Source organism: Burkholderia sp. CCA53 (assembly GCF_001685525.1).
Classification (GTDB): Bacteria; Pseudomonadota; Gammaproteobacteria; order Burkholderiales; family Burkholderiaceae; genus Burkholderia; species Burkholderia multivorans.
The window spans coordinates 85,634-111,627 of the sequence record NZ_BDDJ01000002.1 but is presented as its reverse complement, the minus strand read 5'-3'; the positions used below and the strand labels follow the sequence as shown (position 1 = coordinate 111,627).

Below are 25,994 nucleotides of genomic sequence, written 5' to 3'. Positions count from 1 at the left end.
TCGTCCGATGCTACCCGAACGGCAGCGGCGCCGCGGCGCGGCGATCAGTAGTCGGCGACGCTCGCGATGTCAGCGGACGTCAGTAGCGGCGTGCGAGCCGGATGCGCGCGTCCTCGCGCTCGGCGGCCGTCAGGTCGGGCGCATAGCGGAATGCGCCGGACACGAGTGACGCGATCGGCACGCCGTCGCGAAACAGCACGCGATTGCCGGCGAGCGCCGGCACCTTGTCGCCGGGCAGCAGCGTGCCGACGAGGTTGAGCGGATCGACGCCGGTCACGCAGACGGTCTGCCCGTCGCCCGGCTGCCGCCGCATTTCGCGCAGGATCGGGATCGCTTCGGGCAACGCGAATTGCTCGCCCGCGAGGCCCGCGACGAAGCGGCCGCCGCGGATTTCGCCGCGCGCTTCGAGGCGCTGCAGCACGCGCACGAGCTCGCGCCAGCTCGGCAGCCAGTCGGCTTCGCGCTCGAGCAGCCGCCAGAAGACGACGCCGTAGCGGCGCAGCAATGTCCACACGACGTGTTCGAGCGCGGCGGGATCGGTCGCGGGCGCGTGGCGCTTCGGTGCATCCGTTTGCGCACGCTCGGCCGGGCGCTGTACGAGCGCCCAGCGGCCCGCGTCGTCCATGCCGCCGATCAGTGCGCCGCCGCGCCGCGTGCGCGGCGCATAGGTCGCGCTGCGCTTGACGGCCGGCTTCAGCAGCGCGCGCAGCCCCGCGAAGCTGTCCGCGTTCGCAAGGCCGGCCGAGACGAGTTCGCCGAGCGCCTGTTCGAGTTCGACCGGCAGCATGTGCAGCTCGTCGAGCAGCGCGTCGAAGAACATCGCGCCGTGCGCGGCGAGCGCATCGCGCACCTGTGCGGCGCGCGCCGACAGCGTCGGCTGCGCGTCGGGATCGCGCAGCGCATGCCACGCCGCCAGATGACGGCGCGGCAGCAGCACGATCGGCGTGGTCTTCACGGGCGTGCCGGCCGCGCGCGCGGGCGCGCCGATCCGCGTCCAGACCAGCTTGCCGGAGCGGCACAGCTCGTCGAGTCCGCCCGCCGTGTAGTCGCTGAGCCGCGCCGGCAGCAGCGCGTCTTCCCATGCGCCGGCGGCGGCCTCGTAGCCTTCGAGCTGCTCGACGACGGCCGCGAGCGCGTCGCGGCCTGTGCCGCGTGTGTCGGGTGTCAGATGCTGCCAGTGGAACAGGAAGCGCATGAAGTCCGCGCGCTCGACCGGCTCGATTTCGCGGCGCAGCCGCTTCACCGTATAGCGATGAATGCGCGCGAGCAGATGGCGTTCGCACCATTCGTCGACGGTCGTGCCCGGCGTGAAGCGGCCGCGCATCACGTAGCCTTCGCGTTCGAGGGCGGCGAGCGCCGCCGCGGCGGCGGCCGGCGGCAGGCCGAGCGGTCGCGCGATCGCGTCGAGCGGCAGCGGGCCGAAACCGGTCAGCCGCGCGCGGATCAGCTCGACGCATGCGGCGTCGGCTTCCCAGGGCTGCGCGCATGCGGCCGGCACCTTCAGCACCGGCGCCACGCGCGCGTCCGCGTGCACCGCGCGCAAGCAGACGAGCCGTTCGACCGGCACCCACAGCGCGGCGCCATCCGGCGTGACGAGCTTCGTCGCGCGGCGGCTGCCCGCAAGTTGGGCGAGCCACGCAGGCCAGCCTTCGTGTGCGTTCGCTTCGTCTTCGGTGATGCACGCGAGCGTCAGCAGCGCATCGTGCATTTCGTCCGCATCGCGCACGAGCGGCCACGCTTCGTCGCGCACCGCGGCGATCGCATCGGCGTCGAGCGCGCCGAGATCGTCGGCCGATTCCGGATCGCTCCAGCGGCGCGACAGCACCGCCTGCGTGCGGCGCTCCTCGATCGGCGCATCGTCGAGATACGCGTACGGCTTCGCGTTGAGGATCTCGGCGGCGAGCGGCGACGGCGCGGGCAGGTCGCGCGCGATCAGTTCGACCGCGCCGCTTTCGATCCGGCGCAGTAGCGCCAGCCAGCCGTCGGCGTCCATCGCGTCGTGCAGGCAGTCGTCGAGCGTCTGATCGACGAGCGGGTGATGCGGAATCTCGCGTTCGCCGACGACGTTCTCGAGGCACGCGGCCTGATCGGGAAACACGGTCGCGAGCAGATCGTCGCTTTTCATCCGCTGCAGTTGCGGTGCCGTGCGCCGGCCGCCCGTGAAGCGCGGCAGCGCGAGCGACGTCGTCGCGTTCCAGCGCCAGCGCACACCGAACAGCGGCGCGTCGAGCAGCGCCTGGATCAGCACGTGCTCGGCGCTCGTCGAGCGCAGGTAGCGCCATACGTCCTCGAGCGCGAAGCTGTGCGCGAGCGACAGCGACAGGATGATCGCATCGTCGGTCGCCGCCGCCTGCAGTTCGAAGTTGAAACTGCGGCAGAAGCGCTTGCGCAGCGCGAGCCCCCACGCGCGGTTGATGCGGCTGCCGAACGGCGAGTGGATCACGAGCTGCGTGCCGCCCGATTCGTCGAAGAAGCGCTCCATCACGAGCGTGTCTTGCGTCGGCAGCGCGCCGAGCGCCGCGCGGGCGCGCGCGAGATAGTCGACGATCTGCCGGGCCGCTTCGTCGGACAGCCGCAGCTCGTCGACGAGCCAGCGCAGCGCCGGCGCAAGGCGGCTGTCTGCGAGCGCGACGCCGGTTGCGGGGCCGGCGCCCGTATCGGCATCGGCGCCGGCGCGCTTGCGCGATGCGGCGCGCGCCTGCGTCCGGCGATCGCCTTCGGCAAACAGCGCGTCGAGCTGCGCGCGCAGCCGGCCGACGGCCGCCGACAGCTCGTCGCTGCGTCCCGGCGCTTCGCCGAGCCAGAACGGAATGTTCGGCGACTGGCCTTGTGCATCCTCGACGCGCACGCGCCCCGTTTCGACGCGAATGATCCGGTACGACTGGTTGCCGAGCTGGAACACGTCGCCGGCGAGACTTTCGACCGCGAAGTCCTCGTTGACCGTGCCGACCTGGATGCCTTGCGGCTCGAGCAGCACCGCGTAGTCGGCCATGTCGGGAATCGTGCCGCCGGAGGTCGTCGCCGTCATCATCGCGTTGCGCCGGCCGCGCACGGTGCCGCCGACGACGTCGCGGTGCAGATACGCGCCGCGCACGCCGCGGCGGCTCGTGAAGCCTTCCGCGAGCATCTTCATCACGTCGTCGAAGCGCTCGCGCGACAGGCGCGCATACGGCGCGGCGCGCGTGAAGCTCGCGTACAGCGCGTCCTCGCGCCATTCCGCGCACGCGACTTCGGCGACGATCTGCTGCGCGAGCACGTCGAGCGGCGCTTCCGGAATCCGCAGCGTGTCGAGTTCGCCGCGGCGCACGCAGTCGAGCAGCGCCGCGCATTCGACGAGCTCGTCGCGCGACAGCGGAAACAGCCGGCCCTTCGGCACGCCGCCGACGTGGTGCCCCGAGCGGCCGACGCGCTGCAGGAACGGCGCGATCCCGCGCGGCGAACCGACCTGGCAGACGAGATCGACATCGCCGATGTCGATGCCGAGTTCGAGCGATGCGGTCGCGACGAGCAGCTTCAGTTCGCCGCGCTTGAGCCGCTGCTCCGCATCGAAGCGATGCTCCTTCGCGAGACTGCCGTGATGTGCGGCGATCGCGTCCTTGCCGAGCCGCTCGGCGAGATGGCGCGCCATCCGCTCGGCCGTGCGCCGCGTGTTGACGAACACGAGCGTCGTGCGATGCGCGGCGGCGAGTGCCGCGATGCGGTCGTACAGCTGTTCCCACACGTCGTTCGCCATCACCGGTTCGAGCGGCACGTTCGGCAGTTCGAGCGCGAGATCGCGTTCGCGCGTGTGGCCCGTATCGACGATCGCGCATTCGCGCGGCGCGTCGGCCGGGCCGCCGACGAGAAAGCGCGCGACCGCATCGATCGGCTTTTGCGTGGCCGACAGCCCGATGCGCGGCAGCGCGCGGCCGACCAGCGCGTCGAGCCGTTCGAGCGACAGCGCGAGATGACTGCCGCGCTTCGACGACGCGAGCGCGTGGATTTCGTCGACGATCACCGATCGAACGGTCGACAGCATCTGCCGGCCCGAGGTCGACGACAGCAGCACGTACAGCGATTCGGGCGTCGTCACGAGGATGTGCGGCGCGCGCTTGCGCAGCGCGCTGCGCTCGGCCTGCGTCGTATCGCCGGTGCGTACCGCGGTGCGGATCGTCGGCACGGGCAGGCCGAGCTGGGCGAGCGATTCGGCGATGCCGGCAAGCGGCGCATCGAGATTCACGTGGATGTCGTTGGACAGCGCCTTCAGCGGCGATACGTAGACGACGAGCGTCGCGTCAGGCAGCGCGCCGTCGTGCGCGAGCGCGTCGCGCACGAGTTCGTCGAGCGCACACAGAAACGCGGTCAGCGTCTTGCCGGAACCGGTCGGCGCGGCGACGAGCGTCGAGCGGCCGGCCTTGATGTGCGGCCACGCGAGCGCCTGCGCGCCGGTCGGTGCGGCGAACGTGCGGCGAAACCATGCGGCGACGGCCGGATGAAACACATCCAGCGCGCGCGTGGCGGGGCGGGTAGCGGTGACGTCCATCGGTTCGGTGAATTGGGGTGCGAGCGCGGGCGCGGCCGTGCGCGCATCGCCAGTGTGCCAGACGTCGCGCGCGCGTGCCGTGCGTGACGGAACGGGGATCCGTCGTCACAGATGGGGGACGCCGCGCGACTTTCAACGTGCGAGCGCGCGTCGCCGCCATGCGCTACACGCGATGCAGCCAGCCGAGCCAGTGCTGCAGCAGCGGCGCGCGCGTCCACGCCGACTGCACGAGCCAGAGCGTGCCGCCCCACGCGGCCGCGACGACGATCAGATCGCAGTGGCCGCTGTTCCAGAGATTCAGCGAATGGCGCCGCCAGATCCATGGCACGCCGAGCGGGTTCGGCCAGTCGGCGAGCAGATGCATCAGGCCGCCGCACGCGAAGCCGAACAGCGGCGCGGCCCAAAGCGGATGCGGATGATGCGTGAGTCCGTGCCAGCCGAGCGCGAGCAGCGCGAGCCAGCCGATGCCCCAGTGCGTGACGGTGCGATGCGCGATCCACAGCCGCCGCTTGCGGCTCCACCACGCGAGTTCGAGCCAGTCGGGCGCCGTGCCGCCCGCGACGCCGGCGATGAATGCGGCGACGAGCGAGGTATGCCACGGCCCGGTGGCGCCCGTTTGCGCCACGAGGGCGGCGGCCGCGACGCCCGCCGCGAAGCCGGACGCATGATGCGCGTTGTGCGATGCCATATGAAACTGAAACGAAAGACGAAGAAGCCTGAACGAACGGGAACGGCGGCGCCGCGCCCGGAAAAGCGGGGCGCTATCTTCTCAGATGCGTGCACGCAGCGGGCGATCGGTTGCAGATTTTTTCGTTTCGGCGCGAGGAGGGAACGGCGCGTGCCGTTCATCGCAGAGCGGCCCGCCGCACACACGCCCATGACGATTCGCGGTGCGGCGCGTGTTCGACCCTTTTTGTCCCCCTATACTACGAAACCGGCATATGGCCGCCGGCGCGCCAGCGGCTATAAACGGATCGGGTGCTTTTCCAGCCTGAAGGAGATCCATATGGGGGACATGCAATGACTACGCTGAATCGCTTCAAATCATCCGCTGTCGTGCTCGCGACGGCGGCCGGCATCGGTTTCCTGCCGAACGCGCCCGTCTATGCGAAAGGGCCGCAGCCGGCGGTCCTGACGGGTTCCGCGGTCGCGGTGGCCGACAAGTACAGCGCGGATGCCGCGGAGCGGATCTTCAAGGAAGGCGGCAATGCGATCGACGCGGCCGTCGCGATCGCGTTCACGCTCGCCGTCACGTATCCGGAAGCCGGCAATATCGGCGGCGGCGGCTTCATGACGATCTACAAGGACGGCAAGCCTTACTTCATCGACTACCGCGAGCGCGCGCCGCTCGCCGCGACCAAGGACATGTATCTCGACAAGGACGGCAAGGTCATCGAGGGCATGAGCCTCTACGGCCCGCGCGCGGCCGGCGTGCCGGGCACGGTCGCGGGCATGTGGGAGGCGCAGAAGCGCTTCGGCAAGCTGAAGTGGAAGCAGGTGCTCGCGCCGGCGATCCACTATGCGCGCGACGGCTTCATCGTCGACGAGCAGCTCGCGCAGCGCGGCGTCGATGCATCGAAGGAGTTCGGCGGCAAGACGAACTTCGACAAGTACTTCTCGGGGCTGAAGGCCGGTGCGAACTTCAAGCAGCCCGATCTCGCCGCCGTGCTGACGCGCATCGCGAACCAGGGTGCGGAAGGCTTTTACAAGGGCAAGACGGCCGAACTGATCGCCGCATCGATGAAGAGCGGCGACGGCAACGGCCTGATCACGACCGAGGATCTCGCGCAATACCGCGCGGTGTGGCGCGAGCCCGTGCAGGCCAAGTGGAACGGCTACGACGTGATCACCGCGCCGCCGCCGAGCTCGGGCGGGATCGGCCTCGTGCAGCTGCTGAAGATGAAGGCCGATCTGAAGCAGGATTTCGAGGGCGTGACGCTGAATTCGCCGCAATACATCCATCTCGTCGCCGAAATCGAGAAGCGCGTGTTCGCCGATCGCGCGCAGTATCTCGGCGACCCGGACTTCTACAAGGTGCCGGTCGCGCAGCTGACCGACGACGCCTATATCGCGAAGCGCGCTGCCGAAGTCAACCCGAAGGAGCCGTCCGATACGAAGAGCGTGCAGCCGGGCCTCGGCACGACGATGCCGGAGAAGGCCGAGACGACGCACTTCTCCGTCGTCGACAAGTGGGGTAACGCGGTCTCGAACACGTACACGATCAACGGCTATTTCGGGTCGGGCGTGATTGCCGACGGCACGGGCATCGTGCTCAACGACGAGATGGACGACTTCTCCGCGAAGCCGGGCGTCGCGAACATGTTCGGCGTGGTCGGCAGCGACGCGAACGCGATCGAGCCGAAGAAGCGTCCGCTGTCGTCGATGTCGCCGACGATCCTGACGAAGGACGGCAAGGTGTCGCTCGTGATCGGCACGCCGGGCGGCTCGCGGATCTTCACGTCGATCTTCCAGGTGATCAACAACATCTACGACTTCAAGATGCCGTTGAAGGAGGCCGTCGGCGCGATGCGCTTCCATCACCAGCTGCTGCCGCCGAACACGATCTTCTGGGAGCCGTACCACCCGATCGAGGGTGAGCTCGCGAAGCAGCTCGAGGCGCGCGGCTATACGCTGAAGGGACAGGACTTCAGCGGCGATATCCAGGTGATCAAGGTCGACGGAAAGACGCCGGAAGCGGTGGCCGATCCGCGCGGACGCGGCGTGACGCGCATCATCCGGTAACGCACGCCGTCGCGCGGCCGTGCCGTTCGGCGGCCGCGCGGGCGATCGAGACGCCGGGTTCGCGCCCGGCGTTTTCCGTTGTGGGCCGGCGCATGCGGCGCGCTGCCGTGCGTGTCGCGCGCGCCTTGCCGGCACCGGCACGAAGCCGTTTTTCATCAATTTGACGCGCGACGCTGGGATAATGCGGGAGTTTGGCTGCGACCCGATCGAAGGAGGCCCGATGAACGACAACCGCACCGAAACCGACGACCGCTCCGACACGCAATCGCTCGACGCGCGCCGGCGCCGTTTCGAGGAGGATCTCGTCGACGCCTACGACGAAGAGCTGGAGATGGAGCTCGACGATCGCCGCTTCGACGACGGCGACGAGCTGCTGTTCTCGCAGGAGCGCCGCGAGGCACGCAAGCAGTATTTCCGCGAACTGTTCCGCCTGCAGGGCGAGCTCGTGAAGCTGCAGGACTGGGTCGTGAGCACCGGGCATCGTCTCGTCGTGATCTTCGAGGGCCGCGATGCGGCCGGCAAGGGTGGCGTGATCAAGCGCATCACGCAGCGGCTCAATCCGCGCGTCTGCCGCGTGGCCGCGCTGCCCGCCCCGAACAACCGCGAACGGACGCAATGGTATTTCCAGCGCTACGTCGCGCATCTGCCGGCCGGCGGCGAGATCGTGCTGTTCGACCGCAGCTGGTACAACCGCGCGGGCGTCGAACGCGTGATGAATTTTTGTACCGACGACGAATACGAGGAGTTCTTCCGGTCGGTGCCCGAGTTCGAGAAGATGCTCGTGCGCAGCGGCATCCAGATCGTCAAGTACTGGTTCTCGATCACCGACAGCGAGCAGGAACTGCGTTTCCAGAGCCGGATCGAGGATCCGCTGAAGCAGTGGAAGCTGAGCCCGATGGATCTCGAGAGCCGCCGTCGCTGGGAGGCCTACACGGCCGCGAAGGAGGAGATGCTGCAGCGTACGCATATTCCCGAGGCGCCGTGGTGGGTCGTGCAGGCCGTCGACAAGAAGCGCGCGCGGCTCAACTGCATCCATCATCTGCTGAGCCAGGTGCCGTACCACGAAGTGCCGCGGCCGACGATCGAATTGCCGCAGCGCGAACATCACGAGGACTACATTCGCCGGCCGGTGCCGGACCACATGATCGTGCCGGAAATCTATTGAGCGGCGCGGTGGAGCGGCGCGGGCGACCGGCGCGGGCGCGAGGCGTCGGCCGACCGCCATGCGCGGGCGGCGCGACGTATGCCGCATCAAGCGGCAGGAAAGCCCGCGCGGCCTTGCGTCAGATCGAACAGCGCTGTCTTCGCGGCCGCTTCGGCGGTCTCGGGCAGCGTGATCACGAGCCTGACGGTCATGCCGTACGCACTGTCTGCCAGTTCGTACCCCGCCTGTTCGATCCAGCGGCGCACGCGCGCTTCGTCGGGATAACCGATTGCGACCGTGAGCCGCGTGTGGCGAATCCGTGCGATGCGTTCCGCATCGAGCAGCGCCGACGCGATCGCGTCCGTGTAGGCGCGCACGAGGCCGCCCGCACCGAGTTTTACGCCGCCGTAGTAGCGCACCACTGCGCCGAGTACGCCGTCGAGGTCGTGATGGCGCAGCACTTCAAGGATCGGCCTGCCCGCGGTGCCCGACGGTTCGCCGTCGTCCGACATCCCCGACTGGCCGCCCGCGAGCAGCGCCCAGCAGACGTGCGTGGCCGTCGGATGCGCGTCGCGCAGCTGCTGCAGCGCCCGCATGGCGGCCTCGCGGTCTTCGACGGGGATCGCGTGTGCGATGAAGCGGCTTTTGCGGATTTCGAGTTCCCGGGTGGTGGCGGCGGCGAGCGAGTAGGGCATGGTCCGGGCTGATGAAATGCGAGAGGAATCCAGAGGCTGAGGTACTGCCGCCGCGATCGATCGTTCGATGTTGATCGGCGTGCAAGCAAGATGGCGATTTTGCTTCGCGGTACCTGGATGGGTCGGAGCTGCGAGAAAACGAAATTCTACCGTGGTGCGTATCGAGGCATGCCGGCGTCCCGCCGGGAAGACGCGAACGAACTGCTGGATGCCGAGACTTCACGGCTTGCGGCCGCGCATGACATCAGCGTGCGCGTACTTGCTCGAATCGAGACGATTCCGGAAGACGACTCGAACGGCAAAGGGCATACGCCGCCAGTGCAGCTTCGCGCGAAGCCGCGAGGGCCACGGCCGATGCAGCGCTTTGGCGGCAGCCCTGACGGATCGGGCATGCGATCGATTGGCACGGATTTACTGTCGCAGCGCAGGCCTGTATCCGGTCGCGAGCGAATAACTGATTGTGATCGAAGGACAGACTGGCATTCCGCGGTGATTCGCATTGACCAGCGCATTTGCGCCCGGCATCGCCAAACCGAACGAAACAAGGCTTTGCTCGATCGCCGACGAAGCGAGCACTTTTCGATATGTTGTCAACCGTTAAATATCGAAAGAGTGTTGTGTTACAGCGTTGATCTTTTGTAACAGCCCTGTTACAGTTCCGCCGCACCGAATTGCAGCCTATCCAGTCGCAGCGACTGATAATCCGGGCGCCGGCTTCGTATAGACGCGGATTGGAGCTTTTCCGAGAGACCATCGGAAGCGCGACAAATCGACGATGCGAGTCCGGCGATCAATGCGCGACGGGCAAATTTCATGGAAAGTGGAGCGCAACCGGCCGATATGCGGTGGCGCGATATAACAACACTGAAGAGCAACGATCCCAACGAGAACAACAATGGCCGATTTGCATTGGACCATGCCAATCGCCAGATGGACGTCGATTTCGACCGCAGGGGTACCGGGCGTCGAAGCGCTCGATCCGATGGTGCGACGCCGCTTGAGCAGGCTATCGCGTCTCGCGCTTCAGGCAGCCTACGACTGCGCCGGATCCGAAAATCCGCTGCGCATGGTGTTCGCATCGCGCCACGGTGAGCTGGCGCGCACCACCGGCATTCTGGCCGACATCGGCGCCGCGGAACCGGTGTCGCCGACGGCCTTCAGTCTTTCGGTCCTCAACGCCGTGACCGGCGTGTTCGGCATCGCGCGACGCGACCGCTCGGCCGCGACCGCGATTGCGGCCGGGCATGAAACGCTCGGCTACGCGCTGCTCGAAGCCTATTCCCAATACGAAACGTCGCCGGCCTCGCCGGTGCTGCTCGTCTACGCACACGAGCCGGCCGATGCCGTTTACGGCGATGTCGACGACGACGCGCAAAGCGTCGGACTCGCGATTCTGGTCGGCGCCGGCGAGCCGGACGGGCATCTGAGCTGCGAAATGACCGCGGACGTCGCCGCCGACGCACGGGCTGCCGACGACGCCGACACGCAAAGCGCCGCGGTGCTGCGTTGTCTGTCGGCGCGCACGACGGCGTCGTGGCGCGGCGAACGCGCGGCCTGGCGATGGAGTTGGCATGATCGCGCGGCTTGACTACGGCTGGCGTCTGTTCGCGACCGGCGCGAGTCTCGCTTTTTTCGCGCTGTGCGGATTCGGGTTCTCGTTGCTCGCGATCGTCGCCGCGGCGCTATGGCCGCATCGCCGCTCGCGCCAGCGCGGCGTGACGCTCGCCATCCATTATTTCTTTCGCGCGCTGGTCGCGCTGCTGCAGCGTATCGGCGTGATGAAGGTCGAGCTGACCGGCGTCGAGCGTCTTGCGCGCGGCGGCCCCGCAATCGTTGTCGCCAATCACCCGACCTGGCTCGACGTGATGGTGCTGCTGTCGCTGACGCCGAAGGCGTGCTGCGTCGTCAAGCGCGGCCATTGGGGCAACCCGTGCTTCTGGGGCATCGTGCGCGCCGCCGAATACGTGAGCAATGCCGATGCGGCCGATCTCGTCGAAGCCGGCGCGCGTCAGCTGGCGGCCGGCTACACGATGATCATCTTTCCGGAAGGCACGCGCAGCCCGGGCGGCAATCGCCTGCATGCGTTCTCGCGCGGCTTCGCGCATATGGCCCTGCAGTCGCGCAGCCGGATTCTGCCGGTATTGATCGATTGCGATCCGCCGGTATTCACCAAAACGTTGCGCTGGTATCACGTGCCGTCTCGTGCGTTTCGCATGAGCGTCAATGTACTCGAGCCGATGGATCTGAACCGGCTGGCGTCGAACGCGACGCCGCCGTCGATAGCCGCTCGCAGCATCGCGCGCGAAGTGGAAGTGCACATTACTCAAAGCCTGTTTCAGCATGGATACTTTAAAACTGCAAATTAAGCAGCTTCTGATCGACATGCTCGATCTGAGCGACATGACGGTCGACGACATCGACGACGACGCGCCGCTGTTCTCGACCGACGGCATCGGGCTGGATTCGGTGGATGCGCTCGAAGTCGGCATCATGCTGCGCAAGAAGTTTCACCTGCCGATCGCGGCGAACGACGAGCGCACGAAAGCGCACTTCAGATCGGTCAATACGCTGGCGGCATTCATCGCCGAACAGCAGTCTCATCAGGCATCGCACGAAGCCGTGCTGGAAAAGGGGAGTCAATCGTGACGGACGCAGAAATCCTGGAGCGCATCCGCGCGATCTTTCATGAGAATTTCGGGATCGAGCCGGAGCAGGTGAAGCCGGACACGCACCTGTTCGAAGAGCTCGACCTGGACAGCATCGACGCGGTCGATCTGGCCATCAAGCTTCAGGAAATGACGGGCAAGCGGATCAAGCCCGAAGAGTTCAAGTCCGTGCGGACCGTCGGCGACGTCATCGCCGCGGTTCACGCGTTGCTCGCGCGCGCGTGACGATGGCAGCGGCCGGCATGCGGGCGGCGACGGGTGCGGCATGGCCGCGCCGCGCGGGCGTCGCGGCGAGGGTGGCGCTCGCCGTCGCCTATCCGCTCGTCATCCTGTTTGCGTGGCACGGCATGTCGCCGCGTTATGTCGGCTGCCTGCTGGTCGCGCTGCTGTGGCTGCAGCGCACGCTCGGCAAGGGCGCGCTGACGGCGGCGCTCAAACGGCTCACCACGCTCGACTGGTGCGTGGCCGGTGCATTGACCGCGTTGTCGGCCGCGATTGCCGTGACCGATAGCGAACGGCTGCTTCATTTCTATCCCGCCTGCGTCAGTGCCGGCTTGCTCGCTGCGTTCGGCGCGACGCTGCGGCGCGGCCCGACCATGATCGAAAAATTCGCACGGCTGGCCCATCCCGAGCCGGGCCCCGAGATCGTCCGGTATACGCGGCGCGTCACGCAGCTCTGGTGTGTGTTCTTCATCGCAAACGGCGGCTTTTCCGTCTATACGGCGCTGTACTGGAGCAGTGCGTCGTGGGCCCTTTACAACGGGTTGATCGCGTATCTGCTGATCGGCGCGCTGCTGGTCGGCGAGTGGCTGTGGCGAACCTTCGTCGTCGCGGCGATGCGGAAACGGGCGGGTCTCGCATGATCGCGCTGCACGAGATGCTGTGTGCCGACGCCGACAGCGGCGTGGCAGTCTGTCGTGACGGCAACGAGGTGCTGACGCTCGGCGATCTGCGCGCGTGCGCGGATGCCATCGCGCAGGCGGTGGAGGCGCATGGTGCACGACGCGTCGCGATCTGCACAGACGATCCGTACACGTTCGCCTGTGCGCTGTTCGGCGTCGCGGCGGCGCGCGCGGAGGTCGTGATCCCGGCCAGCCATGCGCCCGGTTATCTCGACGATCTGGCCCACGCATACGATCTGATGCTCGACGCGTCGACGCTCGCTACCTGCATGCGCGACGCGAAACCGGCGGCCGCTGCCGTTGCTCGCCCGATCGAGGCCGGCGCCGCTGTGACGCTTTACACGTCGGGCAGCAGCGGCACGGCGAAGCCCGTACGAAAGTCGCTCGCGCAGCTCGATGCCGAGGTGCGCACGCTGCAACGCGAATGGGCGGACAGCGTAGGGACGGCCGTGACGCTGTCGAGCGTCCCCCATCACCACATCTACGGGCTGCTCTTCAGGATTCTGTGGCCGCTCGCGGCCGGTCGCGCGTTCGACCGGATCTCGGTGCTCGAGCCGTTGCAGTTGCAGCAGCGGCTGGCCGCATACGGCGGCGGTATCGTCGTTTCCACGCCGTCGCAGTTGATGCGTTGGCCGTCGTTGCCCGGTTTTCCGATGCAGGCGCCCGCGCCTTGCGCGTTCTTCTCGTCGGGCGGCCCGCTGCCGGCCGACGCGGCGACGGCCTATTCGAAGGCGTTCGGCGCGGCGCCGCTCGAGATCTTCGGCAGCACCGAAACCGGCGGCATCGCCTGGCGGCGCCAGGACGGCTCGGCGGCATGGCAGCCGCTGACGGGCGTCGAGGTGCGCTGCGACGACGACGGCGCGTTGTGCGTTCGCTCCGCTCATCTCGGTCACGATCGCTGGCATCGCACCGACGACACCGCGCGATTCGACGCGCAGGGGCGCTTCGTGCTCGCGGGACGGCGCGATCGCGTCGTCAAGCTGGACGGCAAGCGCGTGTCGCTGCCGGAACTCGAGGCGCGCCTGCTGACGCACGCCTATGTCGCGCAGGCGGCGGCTGTCGTGATCGACGGTGCGACGCGCGCGCATGTGGGCATCGTCGCCGTATTGACGGCGGCGGGGCGCGACGCGCTCGCCGCAGAGGGACGGCTGGCCGTTGCGACGACCTTGCGCCACGCGCTCGGCGCCTATTTCGACGCGGCCGCGTTGCCGCGCCACTGGCGATTCCTGCATGCGATGCCGTTCGATGCGCGCGGCAAACTGCCGGCCGCCGCACTCGCGGCCGCGTTCAGGGCCGCGCCGGAGGGCTTCGAGCTGCTCGCGTCCTGGCAAGCCGACGACGCGTTGCATTACGAACTACGCGTGCCGGCCGCGCTCGCACATTTCGAAGGACACTTTCCGGGGCTGCCGATCCTGCCGGGCGTCGTGCAAATCGACTGGGCGGCGCGCCTTGCGGCTCGCGAGATGCCTGGCGTGCGCGAAGTGCGCGCCATCGAGCACCTGAAGTTCAAGGCGCCCGTGCTGCCGGGCGCCGTGCTCGCGCTGCGCATCGCGCACGATCCCGTACGCGGCCGCGTGCGTTTCGCGTTCCGCTGCGAGGGGCGCGAGTGCACGTCCGGCGCGCTCGTCTACGGTGCGGCTGCGCAATGAACGGCATCTGCATCGTCATTCCGATCTACAACCACCGCGACGCGATCGGCGGCACGTTGGCGCGCCTCGTCGTGCACGGTCTGCCGATCCTCGTGATCGACGACGGCAGCGACGCGCCGACGCAAGCGGTGCTCGCTGCGCTGGCGGCCCGCTACGCGAGCACCGTGACGGTGCTGCGGCTGCCCGTGAACGGGGGAAAGGGCGCGGCCGTCATGGCCGGGCTGCGTGCCGCCCGCGCGCGCGGTTATCGGCACGCGATCCAGATCGATGCCGATGGCCAGCACGATGCGGCGGACGTGACGAAATTCGTCGCGGCCGCGCAGGCCGAGCCCGACGCGGTGATTCTCGGCCGGCCGCGTTTCGACGACAGCGTGCCGAAGGCGCGCCTGTACGGCCGCTATCTCACGCACGTGTGGGTATGGATCGAAACGCTGTCGCTCGACATTCCCGATGCGATGTGCGGATTTCGCCTTTATCCGGTCGATGCCGTCTGCGACGTGATCGACACGGTGTCGATGCCGACGCGGATGGCGTTCGACAGCGAGATCCTGGTCCGTCTCCACTGGCGCGGCCTCGTGTTCAGGACGATCCCGACGCGCGTCGTCTACCCGGAAGACGGTGTATCGCATTTCGACGTCTGGCGCGACAACCTGCGCATCAGCGCAAGTCATACGCGGCTCGTCGCGGGCATGCTGGTACGCGCACCGATACTCGTTGCCCGTCGTCTCGCCGGGCAGCGCGGCGCGTCGCCGGCCGCACGCACGCGCGCGTGGTGGCGCATTCCCGAACGCGGCAGCCGCGTCGGCATGGCGCTGCTCGCGCTCAGCTGTCGCTGGTTCGGTAAAACCTTCACGTCGCTCTGGCTGCATCCGATCGTCGGCTATTTCGTGCTGACGAATCGCGCCGCGCGTACCGCATCGCATGCGTACATCGCGCGGCTTCGCGACGCAGGCGCGACCGCCGTGCCGAAGCCGGGATGGCGCACCGCGTACCGTCACATGCTCGCGTTCGCGCAGGCGGGGTTCGACAAGTTCGTCGCGTGGTCCGGCCGCCTCGACGAGCTCGACGTGCGTTTCGACGATTCGTCCGCATTCGATGCACTGGCGGCGAGCGGACGCGGTGCAATCGTGATCGGCGCGCATCTCGGCAATCTGGAAATGACGCGCGCGCTCGCGCTGCGCGATGCACACACGAAAGTCACGGCGATCGTCTACACCGAGCATGCGAAGCGCTTCACCGGCGTGCTGGCGGGCACCAACAGCGACTTCGGCAAGCAGCTCGTCGAAGTGTCGGACTTCGGGCCCGATACGGCGATGATGATGCAGTCGCGTATCGACGCCGGCGAGCTGCTCGTCATCGTCGGCGACCGCGTGCCGCCGCACGATACCGGCAAGACCGTCGATGCGCGCTTTCTCGATGCGACGGCGCCGTTCGCGCAGGGGCCGTACATCCTCGCTCATGCGCTCGGTTGTCCCGTCTACCTGTTCTTCTGCGTGAAGGAAGCGCGCGGCTACCGGCTCTATTTCGAGCCGTTCGCCGAGCGCATCGACCTGCCGCGCCGGGAACGCGCGACACACGTCGCGACATGGGCGCAGCGCTATGCCGCGCGGCTCGAACACTACTGCCGCAAGGCGCCGTACCAATGGTTCAATTTCTTCGATTTCTGGGCGCGGCCCGATGGAGGTCCGCGTGGCCGAACATGACATGAACGACGTCGCGGCAACCGCGGCCGTGGACGCGACGCGGCCGGCCGTCGTGATCGGCGGCCGGCATCTGACGATCGAGGACGTCGTGGCGATCGCTCGCGACGGTGCGCCGGTCGCGCTGAACGCGGACGGCGAATGGCGCGCGCGAATCGAGCGGGGCGCAGCGTGGCTGCGCGACTATCTCGCGAGCGGCGGCACCGTCTACGGCGTGACGACCGGGTACGGCGATGCGTGCGTGGTCGACGTGCCGCGCGCGCTCGTCGATGCGCTGCCGCTGCAACTGACGCGGTATCACGGATGCGGGATGGGCGACTGGCTCGATGCGACGCAGACGCTGTCCGTCATCGTGGCGCGGCTCAACTCGCTCGCTTTCGGCTATTCGGCCGTGCGCTTCACGTTGCTGGAGCGGCTGGCCGATCTCGTGAACCATCGCATCCTGCCGCGCATTCCGTCGGAAGGGTCGGTCGGCGCGAGCGGCGACCTGACGCCGCTGTCGTATGTCGCCGCGGCGCTCGTGGGCGAGCGTACGGTCGTCTATGACGGCCGCGAGCGGAACGCGAGCGATGTCTGGCGCGCGCTCGATCGCGCGCCGCTGACGCTCGCGCCGAAGGAAGGGCTGGCGCTGATGAACGGCACCGCCGTCATGACCGGGCTGGCATGCCTCGCGTTCGCGCGCGCCGACTATTTGACGCGCGTGGCCGCGCGGCTGACCGCATTGACGACGGTTGCGCTCGACGGCCGCGCCGGGCACTTCGATGCGCGGCTGTTCGATGCGAAGCCGCACGCGGGGCAGGCCGAAGCGGCGGCGTGGATACGCGCCGATCTGGCCGAGCGCGACGAACTGCCCGGACGTCGTCTGCAGGATCGCTATTCGGTCCGATGCGCGCCGCACGTGATCGGCGTGGCGCGCGACGCGCTGTCGTGGATGCGCCGCGATATCGAGAACGAACTGAACAGCGCGAACGACAACCCGCTCGTCGATCCGGACGACGGTTGCGTGCTGCATGGCGGCAATTTCTACGGCGGCCACATCGCGTTCGCGATGGATGCGCTCAAAACCGCGGTGGCCAATCTCGCGGATCTCATGGACCGGCAACTCGCGCTGCTCGTCGACGACAAGTTCAACAACGGGCTGCCGCGCAACCTGACGGGCGCCGCACCCGAGCGCGCGGCGATCAACCACGGTTTCAAGGCGGTGCAGATCTCGTCGTCGGCGTGGACGGCGGAGGCATTGAAACTGACGATGCCGGCGAGCGTGTTCTCGCGCTCGACCGAGTCGCACAATCAGGACAAGGTCAGCATGGGTACGATCGCCGCACGCGACTGCCTGCGTGTGCTGGCGCTGACCGAGCAAGTGGCCGCGGCACACGTGCTCGCGAGCGTGCAGGCCGCGCGTCTGCGGTTGCGCGACGACCCGGATACACAGCTTTCGCCCGCGCTGCGTGCGTTCATCGACGACGTGAGCAGCCAATCGCCGCTCGTGATCGAGGACCGCCCGCTCGAGGCGGAGTTGCGTGCGTTGACCGCACGCATCGCGGCATGCGAGCCGATCGGCGCATCTCGGCGAGGGGGCGCGGCATGAACGCATCCCGTGCGCCGCTGAGCGCGACCGCGCGCGTCGAAGTGCTGTTCCACGATGTCGATGCGATGAACGTCTGCTGGCATGGCCATTACCTGAAGTACTTCGAAAGCAGCCGCGCCGCGCTGCTGCGGATGATCGACTACGACTATCCGGCGATGCTGGCGTCGGGCTACGTCTGGCCGGTCGTGGAGGCCCATCTGAAGTACGTCCGGTCCGCGCATTACGGCCAGCAGCTGGACGTGCGCGCGACGCTGCTCGAGTTCGAGAACCGGTTGAAGATCGGTTACGAAATCGTCGACGCGGCTTCCGGCGAGCGTTTGACGAAGGGTTATACGGTGCAACTGGCGGTCGATGCGGCGACGCGCGAACTGCAGTTCGTGTCGCCGCCGGCGCTGATCGAAAGGGTGCATGCGCAATGGAACTGAATCGGCGCCGCAGACGGTTTGCGACGACGCTGCTGGTCGCGTGCGCGATGTCGGCGGGCGGCGCGGCGACGGCCGCGCCGACGCCTGCACCGGCCACGGCATCGCGGCCCGCGACGACCGCGCTCGTCTCCGAGATCGCCGCGCGGCTCGCGCGGGTCGGCGCGCTTCGCGCGGACTTTCGGCAGACACAAACCTTGCCCGCGATGAAGCGGCCGCTCGTCAGTACGGGGTCGATGCTGTTCGATCGCCGGTCGGGCGTCGTCTGGCGAATCGACACGCCGTACAAGGCGACTTACGTCATCACCGATAGCGGCGTGCGCGAGGTCGGTGCGGACAGACGTGTCGTCGCGCCCGGCAACGGCGGTCGCGGCGTCGCGCAGGTGTCGCGCATGATGCGCGACATGCTGGGCGGCGACCTGTCGGCGCTGTATTCGCAGTTCGACGTCGACGCGAGCGGCACGCCGGACCAATGGCGGATGACGTTGCGGCCGAATCAGCCGCAACTGGCGCAGGCGCTGCGTACGCTCGAAATGCGTGGCGGCGCTTATCTCGAGCGGCTCGACATGACGTTTAGCAACGGCAACGTGACCGTGCTCGAATTCGAGCGTGCGACACCCGTCGCCGCGCCCGCCGCCGCCGAGCGCGCGTGGCTGGAGGCGCGGTAATGGACGTGACGCGCGACGTTGCCGGCACGGCGCGCGAACGCGCGCGGCGGCGCCTGCTGTGCGCCGCCTGGCTGCTCGTCACGCTGGCCGCGGTGCTGTACATCGGGTGGCGTTTCGTCAGCGGCCCTGTGCCGCTGCAGACAAACCTGCTCGCGCTGCTGCCGGCCACCGAAGCGAATCCGGTCGCGGAGCGCGCCGTCGACATGCTCGGCGAGGCGCTCGGCAATCGCACCGTCTACCTCGTGTCCGACGCGGACGCGGCGCGCGCGAAGGCCGCCGCGAAGCGGTTCGGCGAGCGGCTCGGCGCCAGCGCTGCGTTCCGTTCGGTGACGGTCGAGGTACCGCCGTTCGACCTGTCGCAGATCGCGGCCACCTACCTGCCGGCCCGCTTCGGTTTGTTGACGGACGCGGATCGCCGATCGCTCGAGCAGCGCGCTGCGCCGCTTGGCGAGCAGCTCGCGCGGCGGCTTTACGCGCCGCCCGGCGACGGCTTGCAGACCGCGGTGGCCGACGATCCATTCGGCTGGCTGCAGCACTGGCTCGGCAAGTTGCCGCTCGCCGCATCCGACCTGTCGCTCGAGGACGGCATGCTGGTGTCGCATCGCGGCGGCGCGACGGGCGTCCTCGTGATGGCGTCGCTGCCGGGCTCGGCGTACGAATCGAAGATTCAGCACGCGGTGCGGGCCGCGACGGCCGATGCGGAGCACGGGCTCGCTGTCGAATTTCGCGGCGTGCGCGTCGACCGTGCCGGCGCGGTGTTCTATGCGGAAGCCGCGCGTGCGAGTGCCGAGCGCGACGTGCACGTGATCGGCGCGGTGTCGCTCGTCGGCATCGCGCTGCTGATGATGAGCGTGTTCCGCTCGCCGCGGCTGCTGATGCTCGCGTTTGCGTCGACCGCATTCGGCATCGTCTGCGCGCTCGCGGCGACGTTGTTCATCTTCGGCAAGCTGCATCTGCTGACGCTGGTGTTCGGCGTGAGCCTGATCGGCGAGGCCGTCGACTATTCGATCCAGTACTTCGTCGCCTACTTGTCGGCGGGGCGGCAATGGGATGCGCGGCGCGGTGCGGCCGCGGTCCGGCCGGCGCTCGCGGTCGCGCTTGCGACGAGCCTGCTCGGTTACGCGATTCTCGCGTGGGTGCCGTTCCCCGCGCTCAAGCAGATCGCGTGCTTCGCGATCGTCGGGATTCTCGCTGCGTTCGCGGCCGTGACCGGCTTTCTGCCGCTCGTGCTCGTGCGCGGACCGCGCCGCGTGCCGTCGGCTATTTTCTCGCGCGCGGCGCGCCTGCTGGCCGGATGGCAATCGCTGCTGACGGGCCGGCGCGCGGCGATCGCGACGGTGCTGGTCGCGTTGATCGCGATCCCCGGCTGGGCCGCGTTGACGAGCGACGACGACGTTCATCTGCTGATCCAGCGCGATCCCGATCTCGCACGCCAGGAAAACGCGATTCGCGCGGCGATCGGGCTCGCGAATACCGCGCAGTTTTTCGTCGTCGAGGGCGCGTCGCAGGAGGCCGTGCTCCAACGCTCGGAGGCGCTGCTCGCCGCGCTCGATCGACACGAGGCCGGCCGCGTGCAGTCGATCGCGACGTTCGTGCCGTCGGCAAAGCGCCAGGCGCTCGATCGGACCGTGCTCGGCACGCGCGTATTCGCCGACGCCGCCGCGCTTCGCGCCGCGCTGACGCAAGCGGGCTTTCGCGACGATGTCGCCGATGCATGGATTCACGCGTTTTCGCGCGACGCGTCGACGAGGATGACGGTCGACGCGTGGCTGGGGGCACGCTGGTCGGCACCGTTCCGGCATTTGTGGCTCGGCCGCGTCGAAGGCAGCGGCGGTCCGGTCTTCGCGGCACTGGCGATTCCGGAGCGCGTCGACCCGGCGCGGGCGGCGACGTTCGCGACGCTCGCGCGCGAGCTGCCTGGCGTGTCATGGGTCGACAAGGCCGCGAGCGTGTCGAACCTGTTCGGTGCGTATCGCGTCGACAGCGGCCTCTGGCTGGCCGGCGCACTGGTCGTGATCCTCGCGTTGCTCGCGTGGCGCTATGGTCTGCGCGGCGGTATCGCAACGACGCTGCCGGTCGTGTTCGCGATCGCGCTGACGCTGGCGGCGTTCGGCTACGCGCGGGTGCCGCTTACGCTGTTCAACTGGCTCGCGCTGATGCTGGTGCTCGGCGTCGGCGCGAACTACGCCGTGTTCCTGCGCGAAGGATGCACGCGGGACAAGGCCGGCATCGGCGCGGTATGGACCGGCGTGCTGCTCTCGGCCGCGACGACGCTGTTGTCGTTCGGCATGCTCGGCGCGAGCACGATGCCCGCGCTTCGCAGCTTCGGCACGACGCTCGCGCTGGGCATCGTTTTTTCGGTGCTGTTCGCACCGCTCGCTACGCCATCGATGAAGGAGCGCCGCGCATGAATTCGACGCGCACGCCGGTCTACCTGTCCGCGCCCGGCATGATCAACGCGCTCGGCGCAACGACCGGGGACATCGTCGCCGCATTGCGCGCCGGCACCGCGCCGGGCATGGGACCGCGCAGCGATGTCGCGGGCGGCGGCTGGGTCGGCCGCGCGGTTTCGACGCTCGACATCGCGCCGCCCGCAACGCTTGCGCACTTCGACTGCCGGAACAACCGGCTGCTGCTCGCGGCGCTCGCGCAGATCCGGCCCGGCATCGACGCCGCGATCGAGCGCTACGGCGCACGGCGGATCGGCGTCGTGATCGGCACGAGCACGTCCGGCATTCAGGCGGCCGAGCATGCGCTCGCGCGGCGCGCCGCGACCGGCGCGATGCCGCCCGGCTTCGACTATCGCCAGATGGAAATCGGCACGGCCGCGCCGTTCGTGCGCGCGGTGCTCGGCGTGACGGGGCCTGCCTACACGCTGTCGACGGCCTGTACGTCGAGTGCGAAGGCCTTCGCGGCCGCGCGGCGGCTGTTGCGATTGAAGCTGTGCGACGCGGTCGTCGTCGGCGGCGCGGATTCGCTGTGCGAGCTGACGTTGCAGGGCTTCGCATCGCTCGAATCGGTCAGCCCGACGCGGACCAATCCGATGAGCCGCAACCGCAACGGCATCAATATCGGTGAGGGCGCCGCGCTGTTCCTGATGGGCCGCGACGAAACCGCGGTTCGTCTGGCCGGCGTCGGCGAATCGAGCGATGCGCATCATATCTCGGCGCCCGATCCGGCCGGCCACGGCGCAGAGGACGCGCTGCGCGCGGCGCTCGCCGACGCGGGCGTCGCGTCGTCCGCGATCGGCTACCTGAACCTGCATGCGACGGCGACGCGGCTGAACGACGAGATGGAAGCGAACGTGACGGCGCGCGTGTTCCCGCACGGCGTGCCGGCAAGCGGCACCAAGCCGCTGACGGGGCACATGCTGGGCGCGGCCGGCGCGACGGAGCTCGGCTTCGCGTGGCTCGTGCTGGCACGCGGCATCCCGCTGCCGCGGCACCACTGGGACGGCGAGCACGACGCGGCGCTGCCGGCGCTCGATCTCGTCGACGGCGATCGCCATTTGGGCGGCGATGCAACGGGACGCTACGCGATGAGCAATTCGTTCGCTTTCGGCGGCAGCAATGCCAGCCTGATTCTGGGGGCGTGAGATGCATGCCGGATCGTTGATCGAGGCGCTGCACGGCGGCGCGGACATTCCCGTCGCGGACGTGCGCGATGTATTGCCGCATCGCGGCACGATGCTGCTGCTCGATGCGATCGAGCGCTGCTCGGAAAACGGTATCGAGACACGCGCCGTCGCGCGCAGCGACGCATGGTATGCCGACGGCGACGGCGCGATGCCGGCCTGGATCGGCATCGAACTGATGGCGCAGGCGATCGCCGCACATGTCGGTCTGCTTGCCGCGCATGCGGGCGGTCGCGCGAAACCGGGCGTGTTGCTCGGTGCGAACCGCTATGTCGCGCATCGCGCGCGGTTCGACGCGCAAACGACGCTGCACATCGTCGCGCGAGAACTGCTGCGCGGCGACGCGGGGCACGGTGCGTATGAATGCGCGATTTATGCGGAAGGCGAGTGTTGCGCGGAAGCCGTCGTCAAGGTGTACCAGCCGGACGATTTTCAATCTTTTATCGAAGGGAGCTTCAATTCATGACTCGGCGAGTTCTCGTGACAGGCGCGAGCCGCGGGATCGGCCGCGCCGTGGCGCTGCGCATCGCATCCGACGGCTTCGCGGTGACGGTGCATTGTCGCAGCGCGCGCGACGAGGCGGACGCGGTCGCCGCGACGATTCGCGCCCAGGGCGGCACGGCGAGCGTGCTGCAGTTCGACGTGCGCGATCGCGCGGCATGCCGGCGTGAACTCGAGGCCGACGTCGAAGCGAACGGCGCGTATTACGGCATCGTCTGCAACGCGGGCGTGACGCGGGACGGCGCGTTTCCGGCGCTCTCGGAGGAGGACTGGGACGTCGTGATCGAAACCGGTCTGGACGGGTTCTACAACGTCGTTCATCCGCTGACGATGCCGATGGTGCGACTGCGCAACGGCGGCCGTATCGTCACGATCGCGTCCGTGTCGGGTGTGACGGGCAATCGCGGCCAGGTCAATTACAGCGCCGCGAAGGCCGGCCTGATCGGTGCAACGAAGGCGCTCGCGGTCGAACTGGCGTCGCGAAAGATCACGGTCAATTGCGTCGCGCCCGGCCTCGTCGATACGGGGATGCTCGACGCCGTGCCGCTCGACCATGCATTGAAGGCGGTGCCGATGGGCCGCGTCGGCGAGCCCGACGAGGTTGCGGCGGTGGTCGGTTTCCTGATGTCGGACGCGGCGAGCTACGTCACGCGGCAGGTGATCGGCGTCAACGGCGGGATGGTGTGATGAAGCGAGTCGTGGTGACGGGGATGGGCGGCGTGACCGCCTTCGGTCAGAGCTGGCCCGAAATCGAGGCGCGTCTGCGCGACGGGCGCAATGCCGTGCGGCGGATGCCGGAATGGGACTGCTACGAAGCGCTGCATACGCGGCTCGCGTGTCCGCTGCCGGGCTTCGAGCTGCCGCAGGCGTATCCGCGCAAGAAGACGCGTTCGATGGGGCCGGTGTCGATGTATGCGGTCAGGGCGAGCGAGCTTGCGCTGACGGACGCCGGCTTGATCGACGACCCCTCGATCCGCGACGGGCGCATGGGCGTCGCGTACGGATCGTCGTCGGGCTCCGTCGAACCGATCCGCGCATTCGGCACGATGATCGAGACGGGCTCGATGCGCGACGTCACGTCGAACAGCTACGTGCAGATGATGCCGCATACGACGGCCGTCAACGTCAGCCTGTTCTGGGATCTGAAAGGGCGCATCGTGCCGACGTCGTCGGCGTGCGCGTCCGGCAGTCAGGCGATCGGCTACGCGTACGAAGCGATCGCGACGGGCAAGCAGGCGCTGATGCTCGCAGGCGGGGCGGAAGAGTTGTCGGGGCCCGCGGTGGCCGTGTTCGATACGTTGTACGCGACCAGCACGCGCAACGATACGCCGAATCTGACGCCGCGCCCGTTCGACGCCGATCGCGACGGTCTGGTCGTCGGCGAAGGGGCGGCGACGCTCGTGCTGGAAGAGTACGACCACGCGATCGCACGCGGCGCGACGATTCATGCGGAGATCGTCGGCTTCGGCTGCAATTCGGATGGCGCGCACATCACGCAGCCGACCGCCGAAACGATGGCCGTCGCGATGCGCGTCGCACTGAACGACGCGCAGCTCGATGCCGATGCGATCGCGTACGTGAATGCGCACGGCACGTCGACCGATCGCGGCGACGTCGCGGAAAGTCATGCGACCGCGTCGGTGTTCGGCGAACGCATGCCGATCAGCTCGCTGAAGAGCTACGTGGGGCACACGCTCGGCGCATGCGGCGCGCTCGAAGCGTGGTGGACGATCGAAATGATGAAGCGCAACTGGTATGTGCCGACGCTCAATCTCGACACGGTCGATCCGGCGTGCGCGCCGCTCGACTATATCGTCGGCGATGCACGCCGCATCGACGCGGAATTCGTGATGAGCAACAACTTCGCGTTCGGCGGCATCAATACGTCGCTGATCTTCCGGCGGATGGCGGCGTGACGGCGTTCGGCAGCGAAGCGTCTCGCGTCGTCGTCACCGGGCTCGGCATCGTGTCGTGCCTCGGCAACACGCTCGACGACGTCGCGGCCGCGCTGCGCGCCGGGCGCTCGGGCGTGCGTCGTATCGAAACGTGGCGACAGCGCGGTTTTCGCAGCCAGGTCGCCGGTGCGGCGTCCGTCGAGGCGACCGAGCCGTTCTCGCGCAAGCACGAGCGCTTCATGGGCGACACCGCGCGCTTCGCGGCGCATGCGGCGGCGTTCGCGCTCGACGATGCGCGCCTCGATGCCGACGCGCTTCGTTCGCCGCGCGCGGGCGCGATCGTCGGCTCGGGCATCGGATCGATGGCCGAATACGACGACGCGATGGCGATCGCGACGCAGCGCGGCCTCGACAAGACGCCGCCCTATGTCGTTCCGAAGGCGATGAGCAGCACGGCGTCGGCGTGCATCGCGCAGCTGTTCGGCATCGGGGGCGTGTCGTATACGCCGGCTTCCGCTTGCACGAGCGGCGCACTCGCGATCGGCCATGCGGCGCAGTTGATTCGCGCCGGCTGTCAGGACGTCGTCCTTGCGGGCGGAAGCGAGGCACTGCACGACAACATGACGCTGATGTTCGACGCGATGGGCGCGTTGTCGAGCGCGTTCAACGACACGCCGGACTGCGCATCGCGGCCGTATGCGCGCGACCGCGACGGCTTCGTGATTGCTTCGGGCGCGGGCATCCTCGTACTCGAATCGCTCGCGCATGCGCGAGCCCGCGGTGCGCGCATCTACGCGGAGATCGCCGGGTTCGGACAGTGCACGGACGATGCCGGCATGGCGACGCCTCACGCGCCGGGCATTGCGCGCGCGATGCGCATCGCGCTCGATGGCGGCGGCCAACGGCCCGACTACGTCAACACGCACGCACCCTCGACGCCGCTCGGCGACGTCGAGGAACTGAAGGCGCTCGGCGACGTGTTCGGCAGCGACGTGCCGGCGTTTTCGTCGACGAAAGGCATGACCGGTCATCCGCTCGGCGCGAGCGGTGCGCACGAAGCGATCTATACGCTCCTGATGATGCGTGACGGTTTCATCGCCGGTACGGCTGTCGGAAGCGACGCCGATCCGGCGGTCGCCGGCATGCCGCTCGTGCGCGACACGCGCGACGGCACGATCGAACGTGCGCTGTCGATTTCGTTCGGATTCGGCGGCAGCTGTGCAAGTGTGTTGTTGGACGCCTGGAAGGGCGATTGAAGTGAACTGA

22 protein-coding genes are annotated in these 25,994 nt (G+C 68.4%); 19 read left to right on the top strand and 3 right to left on the bottom strand.

Annotation, left to right across the window (positions count from 1 at the left end):
* Positions 1-79: 79 nt before the first annotated feature.
* The gene (locus BCR55_RS17055; protein ID WP_065495100.1) at positions 80-4,522 is read right to left on the bottom strand and encodes a DEAD/DEAH box helicase; all 4,443 of its coding nucleotides are present in this window, start codon (positions 4,520-4,522) and stop codon (positions 80-82) included.
* A 163-nt stretch (positions 4,523-4,685) separates the two neighbouring features.
* The gene (locus BCR55_RS17050; protein ID WP_006403751.1) at positions 4,686-5,210 is read right to left on the bottom strand and encodes a metal-dependent hydrolase; all 525 of its coding nucleotides are present in this window, start codon (positions 5,208-5,210) and stop codon (positions 4,686-4,688) included.
* Positions 5,211-5,542: 332 nt separating this feature from the next.
* On the opposite strand from BCR55_RS17050, the gene ggt reads away from it, so the two are divergent.
* Both ggt and ppk2 read left to right on the top strand, forming a co-directional pair.
* Positions 5,543-7,264, top strand: a complete 1,722-nt coding sequence (gene ggt, locus BCR55_RS17045) for a gamma-glutamyltransferase (RefSeq protein ID WP_065495097.1) — start codon at positions 5,543-5,545, stop codon at positions 7,262-7,264.
* 220 nt (positions 7,265-7,484) lie between these two features.
* The gene (ppk2, locus tag BCR55_RS17040) at positions 7,485-8,429 is read left to right on the top strand and encodes a polyphosphate kinase 2 (RefSeq protein WP_006402457.1); all 945 of its coding nucleotides are present in this window, start codon (positions 7,485-7,487) and stop codon (positions 8,427-8,429) included.
* Between the two features lie 86 nt (positions 8,430-8,515).
* Here ppk2 and BCR55_RS17035 read toward each other — a convergent pair whose 3' ends face one another.
* The gene (locus BCR55_RS17035; RefSeq protein ID WP_065495095.1) at positions 8,516-9,103 is read right to left on the bottom strand and encodes a YigZ family protein; all 588 of its coding nucleotides are present in this window, start codon (positions 9,101-9,103) and stop codon (positions 8,516-8,518) included.
* Positions 9,104-9,193: 90 nt separating this feature from the next.
* Between BCR55_RS17035 and BCR55_RS33085 the strand changes: the two genes are divergently transcribed.
* The 17 genes from BCR55_RS33085 to BCR55_RS16955 all read left to right on the top strand — a co-directional run bounded on the left by BCR55_RS33085 (position 9,194) and on the right by BCR55_RS16955 (position 25,984).
* A complete protein-coding gene (locus BCR55_RS33085; protein ID WP_175403829.1) occupies positions 9,194-9,745 on the top strand; it encodes a hypothetical protein in 552 nt (183 codons plus the stop codon).
* Between the two features lie 253 nt (positions 9,746-9,998).
* A complete protein-coding gene (locus BCR55_RS17030; protein ID WP_065495093.1) occupies positions 9,999-10,691 on the top strand; it encodes a beta-ketoacyl synthase chain length factor in 693 nt (230 codons plus the stop codon).
* Positions 10,675-11,469: a 1-acyl-sn-glycerol-3-phosphate acyltransferase gene (locus tag BCR55_RS17025; protein ID WP_065495091.1), complete on the top strand. Its 795-nt coding sequence runs from the start codon at positions 10,675-10,677 to the stop codon at positions 11,467-11,469. The genes BCR55_RS17030 and BCR55_RS17025 overlap by 17 nt, the downstream gene beginning before the upstream one ends.
* Positions 11,444-11,749: a phosphopantetheine-binding protein gene (locus BCR55_RS17020; RefSeq protein ID WP_065495089.1), complete on the top strand. Its 306-nt coding sequence runs from the start codon at positions 11,444-11,446 to the stop codon at positions 11,747-11,749. Before BCR55_RS17025 ends, BCR55_RS17020 begins: the two co-directional genes overlap by 26 nt.
* Positions 11,746-11,994 (top strand): acyl carrier protein, encoded by a 249-nt coding sequence (locus tag BCR55_RS17015; protein WP_006402449.1) that lies wholly within the window; start codon positions 11,746-11,748, stop codon positions 11,992-11,994. The genes BCR55_RS17020 and BCR55_RS17015 overlap by 4 nt, the downstream gene beginning before the upstream one ends.
* 2 nt (positions 11,995-11,996) lie before the next feature.
* On the top strand, positions 11,997-12,632 hold the full coding sequence (locus BCR55_RS17010; RefSeq protein WP_006403745.1) for a membrane protein: 636 nt from the start codon (positions 11,997-11,999) through the stop codon (positions 12,630-12,632).
* Positions 12,629-14,320: an AMP-binding protein gene (locus BCR55_RS17005; RefSeq protein WP_065495088.1), complete on the top strand. Its 1,692-nt coding sequence runs from the start codon at positions 12,629-12,631 to the stop codon at positions 14,318-14,320. The genes BCR55_RS17010 and BCR55_RS17005 overlap by 4 nt, the downstream gene beginning before the upstream one ends.
* Entirely contained in the window at positions 14,317-16,023 is a 1,707-nt protein-coding gene (locus tag BCR55_RS17000; RefSeq protein WP_065495086.1) for a glycosyltransferase, read from the top strand. The genes BCR55_RS17005 and BCR55_RS17000 overlap by 4 nt, the downstream gene beginning before the upstream one ends.
* Positions 16,010-17,608, top strand: a complete 1,599-nt coding sequence (gene hutH, locus BCR55_RS16995; protein WP_065496630.1) for a histidine ammonia-lyase — start codon at positions 16,010-16,012, stop codon at positions 17,606-17,608. Before BCR55_RS17000 ends, hutH begins: the two co-directional genes overlap by 14 nt.
* Entirely contained in the window at positions 17,605-18,033 is a 429-nt protein-coding gene (locus BCR55_RS16990; RefSeq protein WP_006403741.1) for a thioesterase family protein, read from the top strand. The genes hutH and BCR55_RS16990 overlap by 4 nt, the downstream gene beginning before the upstream one ends.
* Positions 18,024-18,698: an outer membrane lipoprotein carrier protein LolA gene (locus tag BCR55_RS16985; protein ID WP_065495084.1), complete on the top strand. Its 675-nt coding sequence runs from the start codon at positions 18,024-18,026 to the stop codon at positions 18,696-18,698. The genes BCR55_RS16990 and BCR55_RS16985 overlap by 10 nt, the downstream gene beginning before the upstream one ends.
* A complete protein-coding gene (locus BCR55_RS16980) occupies positions 18,698-21,109 on the top strand; it encodes an MMPL family transporter (protein ID WP_065495082.1) in 2,412 nt (803 codons plus the stop codon). Before BCR55_RS16985 ends, BCR55_RS16980 begins: the two co-directional genes overlap by 1 nt.
* A complete protein-coding gene (locus BCR55_RS16975; RefSeq protein WP_065495078.1) occupies positions 21,106-22,293 on the top strand; it encodes a beta-ketoacyl-[acyl-carrier-protein] synthase family protein in 1,188 nt (395 codons plus the stop codon). The genes BCR55_RS16980 and BCR55_RS16975 overlap by 4 nt, the downstream gene beginning before the upstream one ends.
* Position 22,294: 1 nt before the next feature.
* Positions 22,295-22,798: a hotdog family protein gene (locus BCR55_RS16970; protein ID WP_035946987.1), complete on the top strand. Its 504-nt coding sequence runs from the start codon at positions 22,295-22,297 to the stop codon at positions 22,796-22,798.
* Positions 22,795-23,520, top strand: a complete 726-nt coding sequence (locus tag BCR55_RS16965; RefSeq protein WP_006403736.1) for a 3-ketoacyl-ACP reductase FabG2 — start codon at positions 22,795-22,797, stop codon at positions 23,518-23,520. Before BCR55_RS16970 ends, BCR55_RS16965 begins: the two co-directional genes overlap by 4 nt.
* Positions 23,520-24,749 carry a beta-ketoacyl-ACP synthase gene (locus tag BCR55_RS16960; protein ID WP_065495074.1) on the top strand — a complete coding sequence of 410 codons (1,230 nt, stop codon included), beginning with the start codon at positions 23,520-23,522 and terminating at the stop codon, positions 24,747-24,749. The genes BCR55_RS16965 and BCR55_RS16960 overlap by 1 nt, the downstream gene beginning before the upstream one ends.
* Positions 24,746-25,984, top strand: a complete 1,239-nt coding sequence (locus tag BCR55_RS16955) for a beta-ketoacyl synthase N-terminal-like domain-containing protein (protein ID WP_006403734.1) — start codon at positions 24,746-24,748, stop codon at positions 25,982-25,984. The genes BCR55_RS16960 and BCR55_RS16955 overlap by 4 nt, the downstream gene beginning before the upstream one ends.
* Positions 25,985-25,994 lie beyond the last annotated feature (10 nt).

What these genes read in the sequence shown, in the direction of transcription:
- BCR55_RS17000 (WP_065495086.1), top strand. Translation starts at nt 14,317, where the DNA reads ATGAACGGCATCTGCATCGTCATTCCGATCTACAACCACCGCGACGCG.
- BCR55_RS17055 (WP_065495100.1), bottom strand. Translation starts at nt 4,522, where the DNA reads ATGGACGTCACCGCTACCCGCCCCGCCACGCGCGCGCTGGATGTGTTT.
- BCR55_RS16990 (WP_006403741.1), top strand. Translation starts at nt 17,605, where the DNA reads ATGAACGCATCCCGTGCGCCGCTGAGCGCGACCGCGCGCGTCGAAGTG.
- BCR55_RS16975 (WP_065495078.1), top strand. Translation starts at nt 21,106, where the DNA reads ATGAATTCGACGCGCACGCCGGTCTACCTGTCCGCGCCCGGCATGATC.
- BCR55_RS16980 (WP_065495082.1), top strand. Translation starts at nt 18,698, where the DNA reads ATGGACGTGACGCGCGACGTTGCCGGCACGGCGCGCGAACGCGCGCGG.
- BCR55_RS17050 (WP_006403751.1), bottom strand. Translation starts at nt 5,210, where the DNA reads ATGGCATCGCACAACGCGCATCATGCGTCCGGCTTCGCGGCGGGCGTC.
- BCR55_RS17035 (WP_065495095.1), bottom strand. Translation starts at nt 9,103, where the DNA reads ATGCCCTACTCGCTCGCCGCCGCCACCACCCGGGAACTCGAAATCCGC.
- BCR55_RS17005 (WP_065495088.1), top strand. Translation starts at nt 12,629, where the DNA reads ATGATCGCGCTGCACGAGATGCTGTGTGCCGACGCCGACAGCGGCGTG.
- BCR55_RS17030 (WP_065495093.1), top strand. Translation starts at nt 9,999, where the DNA reads ATGGCCGATTTGCATTGGACCATGCCAATCGCCAGATGGACGTCGATT.
- BCR55_RS16970 (WP_035946987.1), top strand. Translation starts at nt 22,295, where the DNA reads ATGCATGCCGGATCGTTGATCGAGGCGCTGCACGGCGGCGCGGACATT.
- BCR55_RS16985 (WP_065495084.1), top strand. Translation starts at nt 18,024, where the DNA reads ATGGAACTGAATCGGCGCCGCAGACGGTTTGCGACGACGCTGCTGGTC.
- BCR55_RS17020 (WP_065495089.1), top strand. Translation starts at nt 11,444, where the DNA reads ATGGATACTTTAAAACTGCAAATTAAGCAGCTTCTGATCGACATGCTC.
- BCR55_RS16960 (WP_065495074.1), top strand. Translation starts at nt 23,520, where the DNA reads ATGAAGCGAGTCGTGGTGACGGGGATGGGCGGCGTGACCGCCTTCGGT.
- BCR55_RS16965 (WP_006403736.1), top strand. Translation starts at nt 22,795, where the DNA reads ATGACTCGGCGAGTTCTCGTGACAGGCGCGAGCCGCGGGATCGGCCGC.
- BCR55_RS33085 (WP_175403829.1), top strand. Translation starts at nt 9,194, where the DNA reads ATGGCGATTTTGCTTCGCGGTACCTGGATGGGTCGGAGCTGCGAGAAA.
- ppk2 (WP_006402457.1), top strand. Translation starts at nt 7,485, where the DNA reads ATGAACGACAACCGCACCGAAACCGACGACCGCTCCGACACGCAATCG.
- BCR55_RS17025 (WP_065495091.1), top strand. Translation starts at nt 10,675, where the DNA reads ATGATCGCGCGGCTTGACTACGGCTGGCGTCTGTTCGCGACCGGCGCG.
- ggt (WP_065495097.1), top strand. Translation starts at nt 5,543, where the DNA reads ATGACTACGCTGAATCGCTTCAAATCATCCGCTGTCGTGCTCGCGACG.
- BCR55_RS17010 (WP_006403745.1), top strand. Translation starts at nt 11,997, where the DNA reads ATGGCAGCGGCCGGCATGCGGGCGGCGACGGGTGCGGCATGGCCGCGC.